Consider the following 19094-nt stretch of genomic DNA (forward strand, 5'->3'; position numbering starts at 1 on the left):
TGTATTATGTTTCGAGAACTGATTGTAACAGTATATCTAATTGTGTTCAAAATCCTATTCAACATAGCAAAAGTATTTCCTCTTAAAAATAAGGTAACCTTTATTATGTCTTATGGGGAAAATCTTATCTTTATTTATGAAGAAATGCAGAAACAACATGTAAATTGTGAAGTTGTTTTTTTGTATAAATCAACTTGTAAGTATGAAGTGAAAAGTTATCCGGATGTAAAATCATTCGCATTTGAAACAAAAAGTATAGTACAAACTATACAAGCAGTGTATCATTTAGCGACATCTCAACATGTTATTATCGATAATTATTTTGGATCGTTGTCAACGATCCGGTTTAAAAGCGGGGTACAATGTATCCAAATTTGGCATGCGGCGGGTGCCATTAAAAAATTCGGATTATTGGCCCCTTCTTTTAAAAGGCGAAGTAAATACGCACAAAAAAGGTTTTTAAAGGTTTACAACAATTTTCATAAAGTTGTAGTAGGCTCTGATGCTTTGGCAAATATCTATATGGATGCCTTTGGAATAGAAGAGGAAAATATATTAAAAACGGGCATCCCTCGTACAGATGTTTTTTTTAATAAAAATCATCAAAAGCATATTGTTAATAGTCTCCTATGTGGTCTTCCTGATCTACAAAGGAAAAAGGTCATTTTATATGCTCCAACTTTTAGAGATAAAGAACTGGAAGATTTTGATTTACATTTAAATATTGATGCAATGTATGAGGCTTTAGAAGATGAATATATTCTTGTGATCAAACTACATCCAGCTATTAGAAATAATCTGGAATATAAGGAATCGTATAAAGATTTCTTATACGACTATTCTCTATACCCGAATATAAATGATTTGTTTTTAGTAACAGATATTTTAATAACAGATTATTCTTCTGTCCCTTTTGAATTTTGTTTGTTAAATAAACCAATGATATTTTTTGCATATGATCTAAAGAAATATGTGAAGAAAAGAGGAATCATTGGAGACTTTATTGCTGATGTCCCTGGACCTGTTGTGTATAACTCAGCTGAAATTATTGAAACAGTGCGAAACTATTCGTTTGATAGTAATAAGTTGAAGCAATTCAATGCACGTTGGAATCAATATTCGGATGGGAATTCAAGTAAGAAGTTGGTCAATTGCTTATTTGATCAAAAAGAGGTTGAGCTTTAAGTTAAGTTGTAAGGTAAAGGGGCTAAGTGAGATCCAAGGAAAATACTTAGCTTTTTTTCGTGGGTGTTTAATTTTTCTTACGGTCTTTGAATCAGGGGCATTGAATGTAAGAATGTAAATGGTTATCGTGATAATTTATAAAAAGGCTAATTGTAGTTAGAAGGTGCATGGATAATATGAGTGTAATCAAAAAAATAAAAAATCATCGAATAGTAAAGGTTGCTTGTAAAACGATATTTGTACTATGCAGTCACTTACCTGCTCAAAAGAAATTAGTTGTTTTTGAAAGTTTTTCTGGCAAACAGTATAGTTGTAATCCACGTGCGATATACGAGTATATGGAACAGCAACATTTAGGATTCCGAATGGTGTGGAGTGTGAATAAAAACTATATAGAACAGTTTAAAGAGGCGAATATTCCATATGTTAAGCGCTTTTCAATCCGTTGGTTTATTTTAATGGCACGTGCGCAATATTGGGTTACAAATAGTCGGATGCCATTGTGGCTTCCAAAGCCTAAGCATACTACTTATGTACAAACTTGGCACGGTACACCACTAAAAAAATTAGCTATGGATATGAAAGAAGTTCATATGCCAGGCACAACTACAGAAAAATATAAGGAAAAATTTAAGAGAGAAGCGCAAAATTGGGATTATTTATTGTCACCGAATGCGTATTCAACAAAGATTTTCCGAAGCGCATTTCAATTTAAAAAAGATGTAGTTGAAGTTGGATATCCTAGAAATGACTTTTTATATGTAAACAATAATTGTAAGAAGATTGAAGAGCTGAAGAAAAAAAACAGTTTACCTGTAGATAAAAAAATCATTTTATATGCTCCAACGTGGAGAGATGATCAATTTTATAGCCAAGGGCGTTATAAATTAGACTTACAACTGGATTTAAACCTTTTACAGCAAAAGTTAAGTTCTGATTATATCATTGTGTTAAGGATGCATTATTTAGTAGCAGAACAGTTTGATTTAGCTCCGTATAAAGGGTTTGTTTATGACTTTTCCCATCATGTCGATATTAATGAATTGTACGTATTATCAGATGTGCTAATTACAGATTATTCTTCTGTTTTTTTTGATTATGCAAATTTGAAAAGACCTATTATTTTTTATACGTATGATATTGATTTATATCGTGATAAGCTAAGAGGCTTTTATTTTGATTTAGAAAAGGAAGCTCCTGGACCAGTTGTTTCAACAACTGAAGGTGTATTGGAAGAGATTATGAAATTCACAAGGGATGGATTGGGCGAATTTGAAAAAAAATATGATACTTTCTATAATAACTACTGTTATTTGGAAGATGGTCTTGCATCTAAACGTGTAGTAGAGAAAGTGTTTTTTGGAGAGGCACAATAAAATGAATGCAATGATTATGGTATTAAAAGAACAGATAAATAGTCTCTATTTAATTAAACGCCTATCTATTTATCAAGTTAAAAGTACAAATAAAGATAACTATCTAGGCATCGTTTGGGAAATGTTAAACCCTCTAATCCAAATGGGCATTTATTGGTTTGTTTTTGGAACTGCAATAAGAGGTGGTTCAGGGGTAAATGGTGTTCCATTTATATATTGGTTGATTTCTGGCATATCGGTATGGTTCTTTATTAATCCTGCAACTATGCAAGCTTCTAAATCTATTTATACAAGGTTAAATATGATCTCAAGGATGAGCTTTCCAATGAGTGTTATTCCTAGTTATGTAATTATGTCTAACTTTTATCAACATCTAGTATTAATAGGCATTGTTACCTTTATATTTTTAGTATCGGGTCAAGGGATTTCAATCTATTATATTCAATTGACCTATTATATGTTTGCCACAGTTATGCTTGTTTTTGCGTTTTCTTTAATTACTTCTACTTTATCTACGATCGTACGTGATGTACAAATGATAGTGCAATCTTTAATGCGGATGCTACTCTATTTAACTCCCATTTTATGGACCCCTGAGAAGTTACCGCTTGTTTTACAAAAGATTATGCAGCTGAATCCATTATGCTACATAGTCCAAGGCTATCGAAATGCTTTTTTAGGAACGGGTTGGTTTTATGAAGATATAATGTATACACTGTATTTCTGGGGAATTGTGTTCTTTATGCTATTGATTGGTACAGCAGTACATGTGAAATTTAGAAAACATTTTGTAGACTATCTATAATGAGGATTGTAAAAAATGAACTATTCAGTGAAGTTTCATAATGTAACAAAAAAATATAAAATGCATAGTAAAAGTTCTGATAAGTTAAAGGATATTATATATCCGGGCGGGTTTGGTGAAGATTTTTACGCGTTAAGAAATTTAAGTTTTGAAGCCCAAAAAGGTGATGTAATTGGTATTATTGGCGTAAATGGATCTGGTAAATCAACAATGTCTAATTTAATTGCTGGCATTACACCACCTACGGCAGGAACTATTGATATAAAGGGTAAAATATCACTTATTGCTATAGCTGTCGGACTTAATAACCAATTAACAGGCCGAGAAAATATTGAATTGAAATGTTTGATGATGGGGCTAAGTAAGGATGAGATTCAAACATTAACACCAGAAATTATCGAGTTTGCCGATATTGGTAAGTTTATTGATATGCCTGTAAAAAAATATTCTAGCGGTATGAAATCTCGCCTTGGTTTTGCAATTTCTGTGAATATTAATCCAGATGTTTTAGTTATTGATGAAGCCTTGTCTGTAGGTGACCAAACATTTACAGATAAGTGTTTAAAACGAATGAATGAATTTAAAGAACAAGGGAAAACGATCTTTTTTGTGAGTCATTCATTAGGACAAGTAAAGCAATTTTGTACAAAAGCGTTATGGATTGAATATGGTGAAATTAAGGATTATGGGCTTATGCAAGACGTAATGCCTAAATACGAACAGTTTTTAAAAGAATACCGTGCTATGAGTAAAGAGGAGCAACAAAAATTTAAAGAAGAAGCACAGAGAAAACAAGCCGGTCAGGAAATGAAGCAGGAGGACGCTAAGGCTTTAGATATTGCACATATTGGATTAAATCCAAGGAAACGGAAGAAAAAATATATGATTCCATTGGCAGGATTGGTCTTATGTATCGGAGTTGGAAGTACTGCTTATTTGAAAAAGGATCTGTTTGTCCAGCCTCCCCAGGCGGAAGCTGAAAGTAAAAAGAAACAAGTGTCTAATGAAAAGAAAAAAAATCCATTGGCGGATTTAGATATTCGATATGTGAAAATGGCAAAGGCAAAGATCAGAAGTATGCCAAATCTAAATGGTAAACAAGTAGCTATGATGGAATTTGGTACACCGTTTGTGGTAAAGACACAGCAAAAAGATGAAAAAAACGATATAAACTGGTTGGAAATTGTATATGAAGATGGAACAGAAGGATGGATTAGTGAGGGTGTGTCAAGTACGATTCCTTTTAGCTCAGCTTTACAGTATGAGGTTATCTCCAACAAGTTAAAGGGGCTATCGGGCTCAAATCAAAACTTTGAAAGTGGTATATCTTTATTAGGAAAAAATCAACAAGATGTACAAGGTGTGATAGGGAAGCCAAAAAACACCGAAGAACTATTAGAGGGTACATTAAATAGTTATGAAAATATCAATGTTCTATATAACCATCAGTTCACTGTAAAACAGGTTACAATACAGAATATGTCTATCCCTAAGGTGGCGATGTTAGAGAAGTTAGGTCAAGCGCAGTTAGTAAGTGAAGACGGAGCATCATTTATATACCGCTCTGATAAATATGATTTTAAATTTTCATCCGCAGATGGTATAACTGTTGATCAAATATCTATATTTTTACATGCTAATTAAATTGATGAAGTGTTTACATGATTACGGTGGGATTAAAACCTTCGTATATCGCTCATAGTTGAGTTATAACATACAAATTTCTTGAAAATCATATATTTAACTATATGAATTTGATTCGTTGAAGTGCTAAAGAAAGAGTGAAGCGAATGGTCAAATCCTCCGGAAAGTTAATTTCTAAAATACGAATAACGTCATTTAAGAAGAAAAAAGGAAAATGGCAGTTTGCTATTAGAGTAAAATGTAGAGATAAATGTACGGTCGAGGCTATAACTTTAAAAAAAAGGAACGGAGATAAAGTTTATCAACTCCCGTATCAGGAAAGTAGCGTAAATGAATTTGAAAAAAAGGTTATCTTTGAAATAGAGCTGGATCAACTTGAGCTAGGCCCGTTTTTTTGGGATTTTTATGTACATTTGAAATCCGATGAACTTAAGAGTTATCGAATTAAACATCCCAGCTATATTGTTAATAGAAAGCTAAACAATCGATTACAGCGTGACCATGGTGAAGATGGATATGTAGTATATCCATATGTGACTGTTAAAGGTGGACTCAGCTTACATTATCGAAGGAAGGGAACCTATGATCAGTTAAAATATGCTTTGAAAGAAAAGCTGGCATTAATCATATATTATACATTTAAATGGCATTGGGATCGAAAAGGCATTGTATTAGTATATGAGAAATTTAGCCATACCGCACAAGATAATTCTTATTATTTCTTTAAGTATTGCTATGATCATAAGCAAATTCCCAATCTATATTATGTGATTAACAAAAAGTCTAATGACTATAAGATGCTTGATCAATATGAGGATAAAGTTATCGACTTTATGAGCATCAAGTATATGATTTATCTCCTTGCTAGTACACTTATGATATCTTCTGAGTCAAAGGCACATTGTTATATATGGAAAGAAAACAGGGGAACGTTAAAGAAAGTTATTCATACTAAAAAGCACGTTTTTCTACAACACGGTGTGCTAGGTTTGAAAAAGGTGGATTCAATTTTTAAAAAAGGTAGTCCGAATGGAACGAATTTATTTTGTGTATCTTCGGAATATGAAAAAGAAATTGTAAAACAATTTTTTAATTATACAGAAGATGAAATCATTGTGAGTGGATTAGCAAGGTGGGATTATTTGCAAGATAAGAGTGGGGAGCAAAAACAAATTCTATTGCTACCGACATGGCGAGAGTGGCTAGATGAGGTATCAGAGGAAGGGTTTTTAGATAGTCAATTTTATAGGCAATATGAAAGGCTGCTAAATGATACAACCCTTGTTGAACAACTAGAGAAACATAACGTTATTTTAAAATTTTGTATGCATCCAAGAATTCATAGTTCTATTCGTTATTTTGAGTGTAATACTTCAAATGTACAATTTGTAAAATACAAAGATATAAAAATTAATGAGTTGATAATGGAATCTTCACTGCTTATAACAGATTATTCTAGTGTTTCTTGGGATATGTATTATTTAAAAAAACCAATTATTTTCTTTCAGTTCGATCATATAATGAATGGTTATTTAAACGTAGAACATGAATTATTTGGAGATAGATGTGTGCATGTGGATGAACTAGTTCAACTCTTAACTTTCTATATGCACAATGGATTTAAGGAGAAAGAAAGGTATAAATCGCTTAGAAATCACTTATTCTCATATATCGATAAAAATAATTCAAAGAGAATTGTCCTGGAGATCCTTGCAAAGAGAGAGCAACTGAAAAACTAAATCCGCCCTTTTTTAGTTAGAATTGTTTCGTTATATTGTTAATTAAATAAATAAGTATACTACGTTATCTTTATTTGAATATAGAAATATCAATCCTACTAATGATAGTAGTTAGGATAATTTTTTATATAAGTTATAAAACATAAATTGTAAATAGAGAAATGGACACAAAGTAGTCGGATAGTGGATTTAACTGTTAACAGATGAAAGGTGAGATTGAATTGAAAGTAAAAGTGTTATTGGAAGAAATGAAAATTACGCAAAATAAAAGCATCGAACTTGAAATCTCTATACAAACAGATGGAAATATGCAAGATATTTATGAGAGAGTAAAGGGATTATTTATTCATAAAGGAAATTCTAAAAAACAGTTATCACTATCTAGTATGAAAATCCATAAAGATAGAATTATATGTGTTCTACCAATTTCGGGACTTTCCGAAATAATGAATAATGGAAAATTAAAAGTTTATTTACAACTAGATAAAGACATTGTTGTTCTTCATGTATATAACAATTTGGAGAAGGAATTCTTTATATGTCCTGATAACACAATTTTTCAAGTGAATGCGATTAATTCAGTTGAACAGTTTGTTGAATTTAGTAGAAAAGACTCTGTAGGTATTGTTGTCTCTGCAAATGAAATTTTTGAAAATGAAGAAAAAGATTTTGTAATACTGGGGGATTTCTCCCCGAAGTCTAAGCGTAGAGAGGTTTATTTAAAAGAGTTCTTTTTGAAAAATGGCCTTACAAAAGAAGTGAAAAACTTAACAGATTTAAAAGTGAATGACAGTACAAATGAATATCAAGTAACGCTGAATTTAAAGGGAAATCCTTTATATGAAGGTAACTGGGAATTGTATTGCGAAGGGGAGCTTAATGGCAAGTCTGTATTAATAAAGGTTGAAAATAAACAAGAAAAAAAAGTAGTTGGACATTATTTTCGTTATAATGATCAATTGTATTATCACGTGTTTTCTCGTAATAATAAACAGGAATTAATTCTTAAAATTGAAAAAAATGAAGAGAGAATGGTTTCTACTAAAATTAAAACTGTAAATTTAGGACAGAACAAGCTCACTATCGAGGGATTCGTGCAATTTAATTGTATGGTGGATGCGGAAAATCAGATGGTAGAGTTATTGTTTATCCATCGAGATACGAAAAGACATCAATCACATCCTATTAGGATAATAAACCATTCTTTTACAAAGACAATAGCGTTTGAAGAAGGTGATTTCTTTGAAGAAAAGGGAATTTGGGATGTGTTCTTAAGTTTTAAAGTGAGCGGGGTTAAAGATAGAGTTCCATTAAATCTAGATTCTATCCTAGAAGCTAAAATGGACTTTGTAGTTATACCTAAAACAATTTATTCCCGATCCGGTACTATAAAAAGAATCCGACCATATGTTACTTTAGATAATAATTTAGCAGTATTGGTTAGAGATGAAGGAGTATACTGTGATGTTATTAGAGTTGATTATGAAGCGAGTAAGCTAATCGTAAAAGGCTTTGTAAGCATTCCGGATGTTAACTATGTTTTAAAAGATGTGTATCTTCATGAGGAATCTATGGATTTAAAAATCAATTGTATAAATGAATTTTCAGAAGGAGACGGAGGCTATTATTTTAATAGCTCATATGATTGGGATTCATTTGATATTGAAACAATTGGTGAAGTAAACTTACAGTTTATGATTTATATTGAGGGTAATGGAAATAATATTGTGTTTAAATTCATATCTAATTTAGATGATATAAAGAATAAAGCAAAGGCAATTATTTATCCTTCATTAAACCGGAATGTTAATGGGCATCCGATACAAATTCAGCCCTATTATACAAATCAAAATGAATTATCAGTGTCTGTACAGAATTCTTTACAATCCTATTGTACTGAAATGGATGTAAATAAGGATAATATAAAACTCAAAATTTATTCAACGGTAGAAAAACAGCTTGAATTGCAAGATGCAAGGTTAGTTTTTAAGGAAAAGAAAACTGGTCAAACTGTAACACAGAAAGGTAAATTAAATAATCTTAATGAGTATCTATTTTATATTAATTCATCATTTATGAAAGTAAATGAGCTTCATGATGCAGGGAAATGGGATGTGTACTTTGCTGCGAATGTTAATAATAATAATGTGGAAACAATGGTACTTTGTGAGGATATAAATATTATCAATAAAAACTCCACTTTTAAAGAAAATACGATAAAAATGGAAAGTGGTTTATATTGTTCTACGTTCTTTAATAAAAAGGATAAGATAATGTCACTTGAAATAAGGAGCTTAAAGGCACATGAAAGAAAAAAAGAAAAAATAAAATTCTTAATGGCCAGAGGAGTTGCTAAAGTATGGAGTAAATTTCGAAAGAAACCAGTATGGCTTATTGGGGAAAATTTGGGGGAAGTTGCGCAAGATAATGGATTTGCTTTTTTTGAGTCTTGTGTTAAGAATAAAACCTCAGAAAATTACTATTATGTGAGTACAACCAATAATAAAAATATGGCAAACCTAGAACCGTATAAAGAAAAGGTTCTGTGGTATGATAGTTTTAAACACCTTGTTCTATATCATTTAAGTGAATATCTTATCGTAAGTCATGGCATTAGGGATGTTATTCCAAGCATTGTCCATCCTAAGATGGGAAGTAATCCAAAGAAAGTAATTTACCTACAACATGGTATTATTGCAATGAAAAAATTGCAGTTTAATAGAAAGTCTTATAATGGAATGATTAAAAAATTCGTTGTTTCCTCTACACATGAACAAAATATTATGATAAACGAAATGAATTTTAAAAAGGATCAAGTGATGGTTACCGGATTAGCTAGATTTGATTCTTTAGTAGATAAAAGTAAAAGTCGAAAAACTCGAGAGATTCTTCTTATGCCTACATGGAGAGATTGGATTATTGATTCAAAAAAAGAATTTTTAGCATCAGATTTTTATGTGCATTATAGTCAATTATTAAAAGATAAGAGGTTGCATAATCTATTAGAGGAAAATGATTTAGTATTAAAATTCTTTCCACATATCGAAATACAAAAAAAATATAAAGATGAATTTTCATCTTTAAATAAGAGAATACAAATTGTTAAATTAGGCGAAGAAAGCGTAAAAGAATTGATGCAAAGTAGTTCCTTAATGATTACAGATTATTCAAGTGTTGTGTTTGATTTTAATTACTTGAAAAAACCATCGATTTTCTATCATTTTGATATCAATGATTATTTGAAACATAGAGGATCTTATGTAGATTTGAGCAGGGAGTTAGTTGGAGATATAGCATATACAAAAGATGAAGTAATAAAATATATTAATGAGTATGTTCAAAAAGATTTTAAATATAAACCTAAGTACCTCATTAAGTCTAAAAAATATTATGCGCGTCATGATAAAAAGAATTTTGAACGAATTTATAAAGAAATCAAGAAAATATCAAATGAAAAATAAAGAAATAGTGAGGTATATAAGGATGAAAATTACCTTTCTTGTATATAATATTTATGGAATGGGGGGAACTGTAAGAACAGTTGTGAATACTGCTAACTATTTTGCCTCTCAAAATTATGATGTGGAGATTGTCAGTGTTAGAAGAACGAGTGCAAAACCGATGTTCGATATTAATAAAAAAGTAAAGCTTAATCCTATCTTTGATGCTAGAAGAGGAAAATTATTTGGGAGAAACACACCTCTTTACCAGAAAGTAATAAAAAAGATCTTATTGAAAATGCCAAGTTATTTCATAGATAAAAGCGAAGATTTATATCATATGTTTAATCTCTTTGTCGATTTTAAGATTATTGCGGCTCTAAGGAAAATTAATGAGGGTATCTTAATTACAACAATACCATCATTTAATATCTTAGCAACTAGATTTGTAAGTAATAATGTAATTAAGATTGGTCAAGAACATAAGTATTTCGGTGGTCATGAAAAGTGTTTACAAAATAAAATTGAAAAATATTATGGGAAATTAGATGCTTTAACATGTTTAACAGATTCAGAAATTAGCGACTATCAATCACTATTAAAGGGAACTGGGGTAACGTTATATAAAGTAGAAAATGCTACAGCGGTTCCTAAAGAAATAGCTGCACTAGATAAAAAAGTAGTGATTGCTGCGGGTAGATATGTACCTCAGAAAGGTTTTGACCTTTTAGTCCCTGCGTTTTCTAAAGTTATAGAGAAATATCCGGATTGGAAGCTAAAAATATTTGGTTCGGGAGAAGATGAACAACTTCTTCGACAACAGATTTTTGATTATAAAGCCTATAATAATATTTTCTTAATGCCAAAAACGAATGATATTATTGGTGAGATGCTTAATTCATCAATTTATGTTTTAAGCTCCAGATATGAACCTTTTGGAATGGTTATAATTGAGGCCATGTCAGTAGGAGTTCCTTGTGTAAGTTTTGCTTGTACAGGGCCTGTCGAAATAATTAAAAATAAAGAAGATGGATTGCTTGTAGAAGAAGGAAATATTGATGAACTTGCTAATTCATTAATGACCTTAATGGAATTTGAAGAATTAAGAAAAGAATATGGTCGCAAGGCTAAAAAAAATGTTGAAAGATATACTTTTAATGTTGTTGGTGATAAGTGGGAAAATATTTTAGAAGAACAAGTACAAAAAAAGTTAAAATAGAATAAGAAGGTATTGTCAGAGATATCGATATAATATTTCATTGATTTTGTATTAGTAATATCTTTAGTTATAGAATAATAATGTGGGAAATATGAGTAGGCAAAAATCATAAAATTAAAACAGGGGATAGATAATTTATTTTTACATAGTAGTGTAATTAAATTATTTAATTCTTTTTATAGTGGTTAAATTTTATAGTTTATATAAATATGTTTTAGATTACTAGGAGGAATATCATTGAAAAAAGTAAGAAAAGCTATTATTCCAGCAGCTGGATTAGGGACTCGCTTCCTACCAGCAACAAAAGCAATGCCAAAAGAAATGTTACCAATTGTTGATAAACCAACAATTCAATATATCGTGGAAGAGGCAATTGCGTCTGGAATTGAAGATATTATTATCGTAACAGGAAAAGGAAAACGTGCAATTGAAGATCATTTCGATCATTCCTTTGAATTAGAACAAAACTTACTATCAAAAGGAAAGTATGAAACTCTTGAAAAAGTACAAGAATCTTCAAAGATCAATATTCATTATATTCGCCAAAAAGAGCCTAAAGGTTTAGGACATGCTGTTTGGTGTGCTCGTAAATTTATTGGAAATGAGCCATTTGCGGTACTACTTGGTGATGATATTGTTCAAGCGGATACGCCGTGCTTACGCCAATTAATGAATCAATATGAGAATACACAATCATCAGTAATTGGTGTTCAAACTGTTCCAGAGAATGAAACGCATCGCTATGGTATTATTGATCCGCTAGAGCAAAAGGATCGCAGTTATCAAGTGAGTAAATTTGTTGAAAAACCTGCTAAAGGAACAGCACCATCTAACTTAGCGATTATGGGGCGTTACGTGTTAACTCCAGAAATCTTTATGTTCTTAGAAGATCAACAAACAGGGGCAGGCGGAGAAATTCAGTTAACAGATGCGATTCAGCGTTTAAATGAAATTCAACGTGTATTTGCATATGATTTCGAAGGAAAGCGCTATGATGTCGGAGAAAAACTAGGGTTTATTCAAACAACAATTGAAATGGCACTGCAACACGAAGAGTTAAAAAAAGAGCTATTAGATTATATGAAAAAGTTAGTGGAAAGTGAAATGGTTTGTAACTAAGCTTTAACGATACAAAAAAGACTTCATTAGAAATGAAGTCTTTTTTTGTAGAAAAGGATGCTAAAATTTTTATGGATCAGAATCAATATGTTGGGTAAACAGTTAAGGTGAATCTGTTTTTGGAATTAGCTTTTTAATAATACTTCTTTTTTTCAGTCGTCAAACTTGTAGGATATTGTTTAATTCAGTTTTAAATAGTTTTTATAATATGTCAATATATGAAGAAATTAATTCATTTGAAATAATTATTTATGAAGTTATTTTTGAATTTATATAAGGATAATTGAATTAAATATAATAAGGTAATCGTTGGATTTGATGTATAAATTTATATTGACGGCTTCATTATCAAGAACTAAAATGAATATTAAATGAGTATATTAAGATTAAAGAAACAAGGTATATATTTTCTGAATGAAATATATACTCAGAAATTTCATTCTACTTATGATTTAGTAAATTATGTTCGATATAATCAAAATTAACTTAGGTTATACGATTTGATTTACCAGCGATTAGCTTTTTTTATTAGTTAAATAGACAGTAATGGAGGGGAAACATGGAAAAGGAAATAAACTTAAAAAATTTATTTAATGTTATAAAAAGAAAATTTTGGATTATTGCAGTAATTACGATATTAGCGGCATGTATTGGTGGTATATATAGCATTTTCATGAAAACGCCTTTATATGCGTCTTCTGCAAGAATCCTCATTCCAGCTAATGCTGATGCTATAGCTACACTTAAAGTGATGATAAAGGAACCTATTGTTTTAGAGAAAGTGGCCCAGCAATTAAATTCGCAAAAATCAGCAGATGCATTGAATGGACAGGTTAGTGTTGGAAAGATTGAAGAGTCGCAGGTTTTTGTTATTACAGCTGTGGATACTAATCCAGCGGAGGCAGTCAAAATTGCCAATGCTACAGCAAATGTTTATAAAGAAGAAGCCAATGCTATCCTAAATTTTTCGAATGTCCGCATCTTAACAGAAGCAAAAGTACAAGAGCATCCTTTACCGATAAACTTGAATCATGCAAAAGCGATTGAGATGGCCTTGGCTGCCGGTCTTATACTGAGTATCGGAGTAGTCTTTGTATTGGATTCTCTTGATGAAACAATTAAATCGGAACGTAACATTGAAAAATTATTACCGGTTCCCGTTTTAGGAAGTGTTTCTCAAATGAAGAAAAATAATATAGTAGATAAAACAAGTAAGAGAGAAAGTGTAATAGTGGAGGGGAAAACATTTGATTCATAATAAAAAGCAAAGCCGTATCCTTGATAATAGTCATTTAATTGCTCATATCGCTCCGAAATCGAAGATGGCTGAGGAATATCGAACAATTCGTACTAACCTTCAATTTGCAATTGGCACGGACAAAACAAGAACTATAATTATTACTTCTCCTGGATATGGAGAAGGTAAAACCACCACTGTGGCAAATTTGGCGGTTTCTATGGCTCAGCGAGATGAAAAAGTCTTAGTTGTTGATGCGGATTTGCGAACTCCGGAACTACATGCGATTTTTGGAATGGAAAATAAATCTGGATTAACAAATGTTTTGGAGGGAAAAGCAGCATTAGAAAAAGTGGTAATGCAGACAGAAATCAAAAATGTACATATATTGACAAGTGGTCCCGAAATTAATAATCCAGCTGAGATGCTTAGTTTACCATCTATGCAAAATTTAATTAGCAAAGCAATAGAGCAGTATGACATTATTTTATTTGATTCTCCGCCCCTTCTTGAGGTTATAGATACAAATATACTAGCTAGTCAATGTGATGGGGTATTATTGGTGTTAAGTTGCTATCAAACTGCTAGTGAAGCAGTTGTTGAAGCGAATAGGGCCTTAGATTTAACAAAAGGAAAGCTTGTAGGGGCTATTCTAAATAAAAAAGTATAAGAGATTTATTAGAATTGATTATACATAAAATAATAATCCAGCGCTTTCCTAATGGGTGACGTAAGGATGAGAAGCTTTTCATATATTTTATAGTAGAGAATGAAAGACCACCTATAAAAAATTATAGGGTACGGTGATGTCTCCTTACCACTATCAATGGAGACACTCGATCATACTGTGGGTTGAAGAACCTTAGACGTTAGTCGTCAAGAGTGTGGTGTGAGGGAGGGTTGGATGCCCAAACTTATTTGAAGTTCTTGTCTAGAAAGTCTTTCTAAAGGATTTTGTAGATAGGAACTTTGTATTAGTTGGTTATTGATTATTTTCCTTGTCTATATGTTTAGCTAGACATATTCAATATATAAATCTTTTAATTCTAAGATAACAATTATGAGGATTTCCTTTTGTTATATATAAAAAATTTAGAGAGGGGGGCCTATTATGACGTATCGCCAGAGATTATCCTTATTAATTTTAATTGATTCCTTAATCGTATTAACTACGGTTTTCTTTAGTCGCTTCTTAGTAAGTGCTGATTTCAATGTCATAACATTTCCCATCGTAGTGAGTGCAATGACGCTGCTATTTAGCCATCATATTTTTTCTTTTATTTATAAGCTTTATAAAAAAGCATGGGAGTATGCAAGTGTAGGAGAATTGCTAATTATTTTAAAAGCAATCACACTTTCTGTTATCACAACAGCAGTAGTACAACAAATATTGGTCCAAGATATTTATTTCCGTCTTCTTGTTGTAACGTGGATGATTCATATTTTACTGATTGGAGGATCACGTTTTCTATGGCGGATGTTCAGAGATGCTTATATTCAAAAAGGGGAGGACAAAAAAAGAACACTAATTATTGGTGCGGGTTCTGCAGGTACAATGGTTGTAAGGCAACTTTTGAATAGTAATGATACTGAATTACTGCCTGTGGCATTTATAGATGATAATATAAAGAAACAAGGATTGGATATTCTTGGAATACCGGTAATTGGAGGAATTGACCGTATTGAATTTGCTGTTCAGCAATTAGATATCGATAGCATCATAATAGCAATTCCTTCACTTAGCAAGAAAGCATTAAATATGATTTTTCAAGAATGTTCCAAGACAAAAATAAAAACACAAATTCTTCCAATGCTAGAGGATTTAGTGACTGGAAAAGTTTCAGTGAATGAATTTCGTGATGTCCAAGTAGACGATTTATTAGGACGTGATCCTGTTGAATTGGATATTGAAAGTATTTCAGAATTTATTACTAATAAAATTATTTTAGTAACTGGTGCTGGTGGTTCAATTGGATCTGAAATTTGTCGTCAAATTGCAAAATTCAACCCAAAACAATTGATTTTATTAGGTCATGGTGAAAATAGTATTTATTCTATCGAAATGGAATTGAAAGAGCTATACGGTGACACAGATATTGTCGTTACCACAGAAATTGCTGATGTACAGGATGATCTGAAAATGATGTCAGTAATGAGTCAATATGAGCCTCAAGTTGTTTATCATGCCGCTGCACATAAGCATGTACCATTGATGGAACGTAACCCCGAAGAAGCTATCAAAAACAATTTAATTGGGACAACAAACGTGGCAAAAGCGGCAAGCTGGAATGGGGTCGAGACGTTTGTAATGATTTCTACAGATAAAGCTGTGAATCCGACAAGTGTAATGGGAGCAACAAAAAGGCTTGCTGAAATGGTAATTCAAAACTTGGACAAAACAAGTAATACAAAGTTTGTGGCTGTAAGATTTGGTAATGTATTAGGAAGCCGCGGTAGTGTTATACCGTTGTTTAAAAAACAAATTAAGCAAGGTGGTCCAGTTACGGTTACACATCCAGATATGATTCGTTACTTTATGACAATTCCAGAGGCGTCCAAGCTTGTAATACAGGCTGGTGCATTAGCTAAAGGTGGAGAAATATTTGTGTTAGATATGGGAGATCCTGTGAAAATAGTAGATCTTGCGAAAAATTTAATTACATTATCAGGAAATTCGCTAGAAGAAATACAAATAGAGTTCACTGGAATAAGACCTGGAGAGAAGCTCTTTGAAGAACTATTGAAAAAAGAAGAAATACATGAACAACAAATTCATCCTAAAATTTATATAGGTAAAACATCGAACCTTTGTATAAACGAAATTGAAGCAGTTCTCCAAACTTATAAGAATCTCGAGAAGACGGAATTAAGAAAACGTGTATTGACATTGGCAAATAGTCATATAACTCCACGAAATATGATATAAATATGGATTTTGATCTGCATATATATGCTTAGACTTATGTTTTACTATGTAGAGAAATGAGAATGAAGTATGCACAGGTGGTTAGTTACAATATAACAATTGTAGGGTGATATATATATGGAAAATAAAGTATTATTTTGTGCGACGGTAGACTTTCACTTTAAAGCATTTCATTTGCCGTATATGAAATGGTTTAAAGAACAAGGCTGGGAAGTCCATGTTGCTGCTGCTGGCAACATAGAACTCCCATATGTGGATAAGAAGTATGACATTTCTATTCAAAGGTCACCTTTGCAATTTAAGAATATTAAGGCTTATAAAGAGCTGAAAGATATTATTGATGAAAATCAATATAAAATTATTCATTGTCATACCCCGATGGGGGGAGCCGTTGCACGTTTGGCAGCAAGAAAATCTAGAAAGCATGGAACAAAAGTTTTATATACTGCGCATGGATTTCATTTTTGTAAAGGTGCCCCGCTTGCAAATTGGCTGTTATATTATCCAATTGAAAAAATGCTAGCAAATTATACAGATTGCCTCATTACAATTAACCAAGAAGATTATAACTTGGCTGTTCAGCGAAAGTTTAAAGTACCTAAAATTGAACAAATTCATGGGGTGGGAGTGGACACAGAATATTTTAAACCAGTTAGTGAGGCTCAAAAGAATTGTCTAAGGATTGAGATGGGTTATAAACCGGATGATTTTTTAATGTTTTATGCGGCTGAGTTTAATAAAAATAAAAATCAGCAGTTTTTGATTCGTTCATTGGCCTTAATAAAAGATCATGTTCCCAATGCGAGGCTTCTATTGGCTGGGAATGGTCCTTTGATAAATGATTGCAAAAATTTAGCTAAACAAATGGGCGTATTTGAAATGATAGATTTCCTTGGTTATAGGAATGATATTGCAAAAATTTTACCTATTTGTGATATTTCTGTTGCATCCAGTCTACGTGAGGGGTTACCAGTTAATATTATGGAAGCGATGGCTTGCGGATTGCCTGTTATAGCTAGTGAGAACAGGGGCCATAAAGAGTTAATTCAAAATGGTGTAAATGGTTGGACAGTAGGTCGTGAAGACATACAGACAATGGCAGAAAAGATAAAATATCTTGCTGAAAATAGTAGCTTACAAGGCATATTCGGAGAGTCTGGTCGTGAGATTATTAAAAATAATTATGCCGTCAATAAAGTATTAGAAGAAAAGAGCTATATTTACACCATGTTTATGAGTGGAACGGAGGCGTTAGATTGGATTGTCCATTAAGAATCTTACATGTTGTAGTCAATATGAACCGTGGTGGTGCAGAAACCCTTATTATGAACTTGTACCGGAATATAGATCGAAATAAAGTGCAGTTTGATTTTCTTACTTGTAAGGAAGGTGTTTTCGATACAGAAATATCAGAATTAGGTGGGAAAGTGCACAGGATTCCATATATTACTGATGGTGGTCATAACGAATACATAAAGTCTTTAGATAATTTTTTTGAATCTCATCAAGAATATAAGATTGTACACTCACACATGGATAAGATGAGTGGATTTGTGTTACGTGCAGCTAAGAAAGCCGGTATACCAGTTCGTATCGCACATAGTCACAATACTAGCAGTGAAGGTGGAGTTGCTGCGAAAGTATATAAGTGGTATGCAGGGAAGTATATATTAAGAAGTGCGACACATCTTCTAGCATGCTCGGATGCAGCATCTCGCTGGTTATTTGCAGGTAAAACAGATACTGCCACGATTTTAAAAAATGGAATTGAGCCTGAAAAGTTTTCATTTTCCCCCGAAATTAGAAAACAGATAAGAGAGGAACTAAATCTTACAGTTGATAACTTTGTAGTAGGGCATGTAGGAAGGTTTGCGCATCAAAAAAATCATGGATTCCTTATAGAAGTGTTTGCTCAGTTAGTTAAACTTAGAAGAGATTCCGTTCTTGTTTTGGTGGGGGATGGTCCGTTACGGGTAAAGATTGAACAAAAAGTGGAAGAATTAAATTTAGGGGCTAATGTAAAGTTTCTTGGCATAAGGAGCGATATCGACCATTTACTTCAAGCTTTTGATGTATTTGCATTCCCATCCATTCATGAAGGATTGCCTGTTACTCTTATAGAAGCGCAAGGAGCTGGGTTATCTTGTGTAATCTCGGATGCGATAACTAAAGAAGTAGACATGGGAGCAGGTCTAGTGAGTTTTGAAAGCATAAATACCTCCCCCGAAATATGGGCGCAGGATATATTGGATGTCAATAAACGTATGCAAGATGTAGAAGGATATATCAAGAAAGAAGGATATGATATAAGTGAATCGGCTACTTGGCTTGAGAATTTTTATCTTCAAGCGCTTTAATTAATAGTAACTTCTATATTTTAAATAATGTCTAAAGGATTAAAAAG

13 protein-coding genes are annotated in these 19094 nt (G+C 32.1%); all 13 read left to right on the forward strand.

Annotated features, from left to right (window positions below; translation table 11 throughout):
* Positions 1–6: 6 nt before the first annotated feature.
* The 13 genes from MR071_RS12875 to MR071_RS12935 all read left to right on the forward strand — a co-directional run bounded on the left by MR071_RS12875 (position 7) and on the right by MR071_RS12935 (position 19047).
* Positions 7–1185 (forward strand): CDP-glycerol glycerophosphotransferase family protein, encoded by a 1179-nt coding sequence (locus MR071_RS12875; RefSeq protein WP_078176149.1) that lies wholly within the window; start codon positions 7–9, stop codon positions 1183–1185.
* A 176-nt stretch (positions 1186–1361) separates the two neighbouring features.
* Positions 1362–2561 (forward strand): CDP-glycerol glycerophosphotransferase family protein, encoded by a 1200-nt coding sequence (locus MR071_RS12880; RefSeq protein ID WP_113733756.1) that lies wholly within the window; start codon positions 1362–1364, stop codon positions 2559–2561.
* Position 2562: 1 nt separating this feature from the next.
* On the forward strand, positions 2563–3366 hold the full coding sequence (locus MR071_RS12885; RefSeq protein ID WP_044438318.1) for an ABC transporter permease: 804 nt from the start codon (positions 2563–2565) through the stop codon (positions 3364–3366).
* Positions 3367–3381: 15 nt separating this feature from the next.
* Positions 3382–5010, forward strand: coding sequence for a teichoic acids export ABC transporter ATP-binding subunit TagH (gene tagH / locus MR071_RS12890; RefSeq protein WP_078176147.1), 1629 nt, complete (start codon positions 3382–3384; stop codon positions 5008–5010).
* Positions 5011–5156: 146 nt separating this feature from the next.
* A complete protein-coding gene (locus tag MR071_RS12895; RefSeq protein ID WP_105586046.1) occupies positions 5157–6749 on the forward strand; it encodes a CDP-glycerol glycerophosphotransferase family protein in 1593 nt (530 codons plus the stop codon).
* 221 nt (positions 6750–6970) lie between these two features.
* Positions 6971–10210 (forward strand): CDP-glycerol glycerophosphotransferase family protein, encoded by a 3240-nt coding sequence (locus MR071_RS12900; protein ID WP_242236325.1) that lies wholly within the window; start codon positions 6971–6973, stop codon positions 10208–10210.
* Positions 10200–11408, forward strand: a complete 1209-nt coding sequence (locus MR071_RS12905; protein ID WP_233152496.1) for a glycosyltransferase family 4 protein — start codon at positions 10200–10202, stop codon at positions 11406–11408. The genes MR071_RS12900 and MR071_RS12905 overlap by 11 nt, the downstream gene beginning before the upstream one ends.
* A 237-nt stretch (positions 11409–11645) precedes the next feature.
* Complete coding sequence (gene galU, locus MR071_RS12910) at positions 11646–12527, forward strand: UTP--glucose-1-phosphate uridylyltransferase GalU (protein ID WP_041488624.1); 882 nt, start codon at positions 11646–11648, stop codon at positions 12525–12527.
* Between the two features lie 559 nt (positions 12528–13086).
* The gene (locus MR071_RS12915; protein WP_078176144.1) at positions 13087–13785 is read left to right on the forward strand and encodes a YveK family protein; all 699 of its coding nucleotides are present in this window, start codon (positions 13087–13089) and stop codon (positions 13783–13785) included.
* Complete coding sequence (locus tag MR071_RS12920; protein WP_002184562.1) at positions 13775–14434, forward strand: CpsD/CapB family tyrosine-protein kinase; 660 nt, start codon at positions 13775–13777, stop codon at positions 14432–14434. The genes MR071_RS12915 and MR071_RS12920 overlap by 11 nt, the downstream gene beginning before the upstream one ends.
* A gap of 441 nt (positions 14435–14875) precedes the next feature.
* The gene (locus MR071_RS12925) at positions 14876–16690 is read left to right on the forward strand and encodes a polysaccharide biosynthesis protein (RefSeq protein WP_242236327.1); all 1815 of its coding nucleotides are present in this window, start codon (positions 14876–14878) and stop codon (positions 16688–16690) included.
* 117 nt (positions 16691–16807) lie between these two features.
* Positions 16808–17962 (forward strand): glycosyltransferase family 4 protein, encoded by a 1155-nt coding sequence (locus tag MR071_RS12930; RefSeq protein ID WP_078176142.1) that lies wholly within the window; start codon positions 16808–16810, stop codon positions 17960–17962.
* Positions 17947–19047, forward strand: coding sequence for a glycosyltransferase family 1 protein (locus tag MR071_RS12935; protein ID WP_078176141.1), 1101 nt, complete (start codon positions 17947–17949; stop codon positions 19045–19047). Before MR071_RS12930 ends, MR071_RS12935 begins: the two co-directional genes overlap by 16 nt.
* Positions 19048–19094: the final 47 nt, after the last annotated feature.

Origin of the sequence: Bacillus cereus group sp. BfR-BA-01316, from assembly GCF_022664195.1 — a bacterium.
Taxonomy (GTDB): Bacteria; Bacillota; Bacilli; order Bacillales; family Bacillaceae_G; genus Bacillus_A.

Bases quoted from the DNA above. Each gene is read 5' to 3' on its own strand.
- tagH (WP_078176147.1), top strand. From the start codon at position 3,382: ATGAACTATTCAGTGAAGTTTCATAATGTAACAAAAAAATATAAAATG.
- MR071_RS12885 (WP_044438318.1), top strand. From the start codon at position 2,563: ATGAATGCAATGATTATGGTATTAAAAGAACAGATAAATAGTCTCTAT.
- MR071_RS12875 (WP_078176149.1), top strand. From the start codon at position 7: ATGTTTCGAGAACTGATTGTAACAGTATATCTAATTGTGTTCAAAATC.
- MR071_RS12905 (WP_233152496.1), top strand. From the start codon at position 10,200: ATGAAAAATAAAGAAATAGTGAGGTATATAAGGATGAAAATTACCTTT.
- MR071_RS12915 (WP_078176144.1), top strand. From the start codon at position 13,087: ATGGAAAAGGAAATAAACTTAAAAAATTTATTTAATGTTATAAAAAGA.
- MR071_RS12925 (WP_242236327.1), top strand. From the start codon at position 14,876: ATGACGTATCGCCAGAGATTATCCTTATTAATTTTAATTGATTCCTTA.
- MR071_RS12880 (WP_113733756.1), top strand. From the start codon at position 1,362: ATGAGTGTAATCAAAAAAATAAAAAATCATCGAATAGTAAAGGTTGCT.
- MR071_RS12895 (WP_105586046.1), top strand. From the start codon at position 5,157: ATGGTCAAATCCTCCGGAAAGTTAATTTCTAAAATACGAATAACGTCA.
- MR071_RS12930 (WP_078176142.1), top strand. From the start codon at position 16,808: ATGGAAAATAAAGTATTATTTTGTGCGACGGTAGACTTTCACTTTAAA.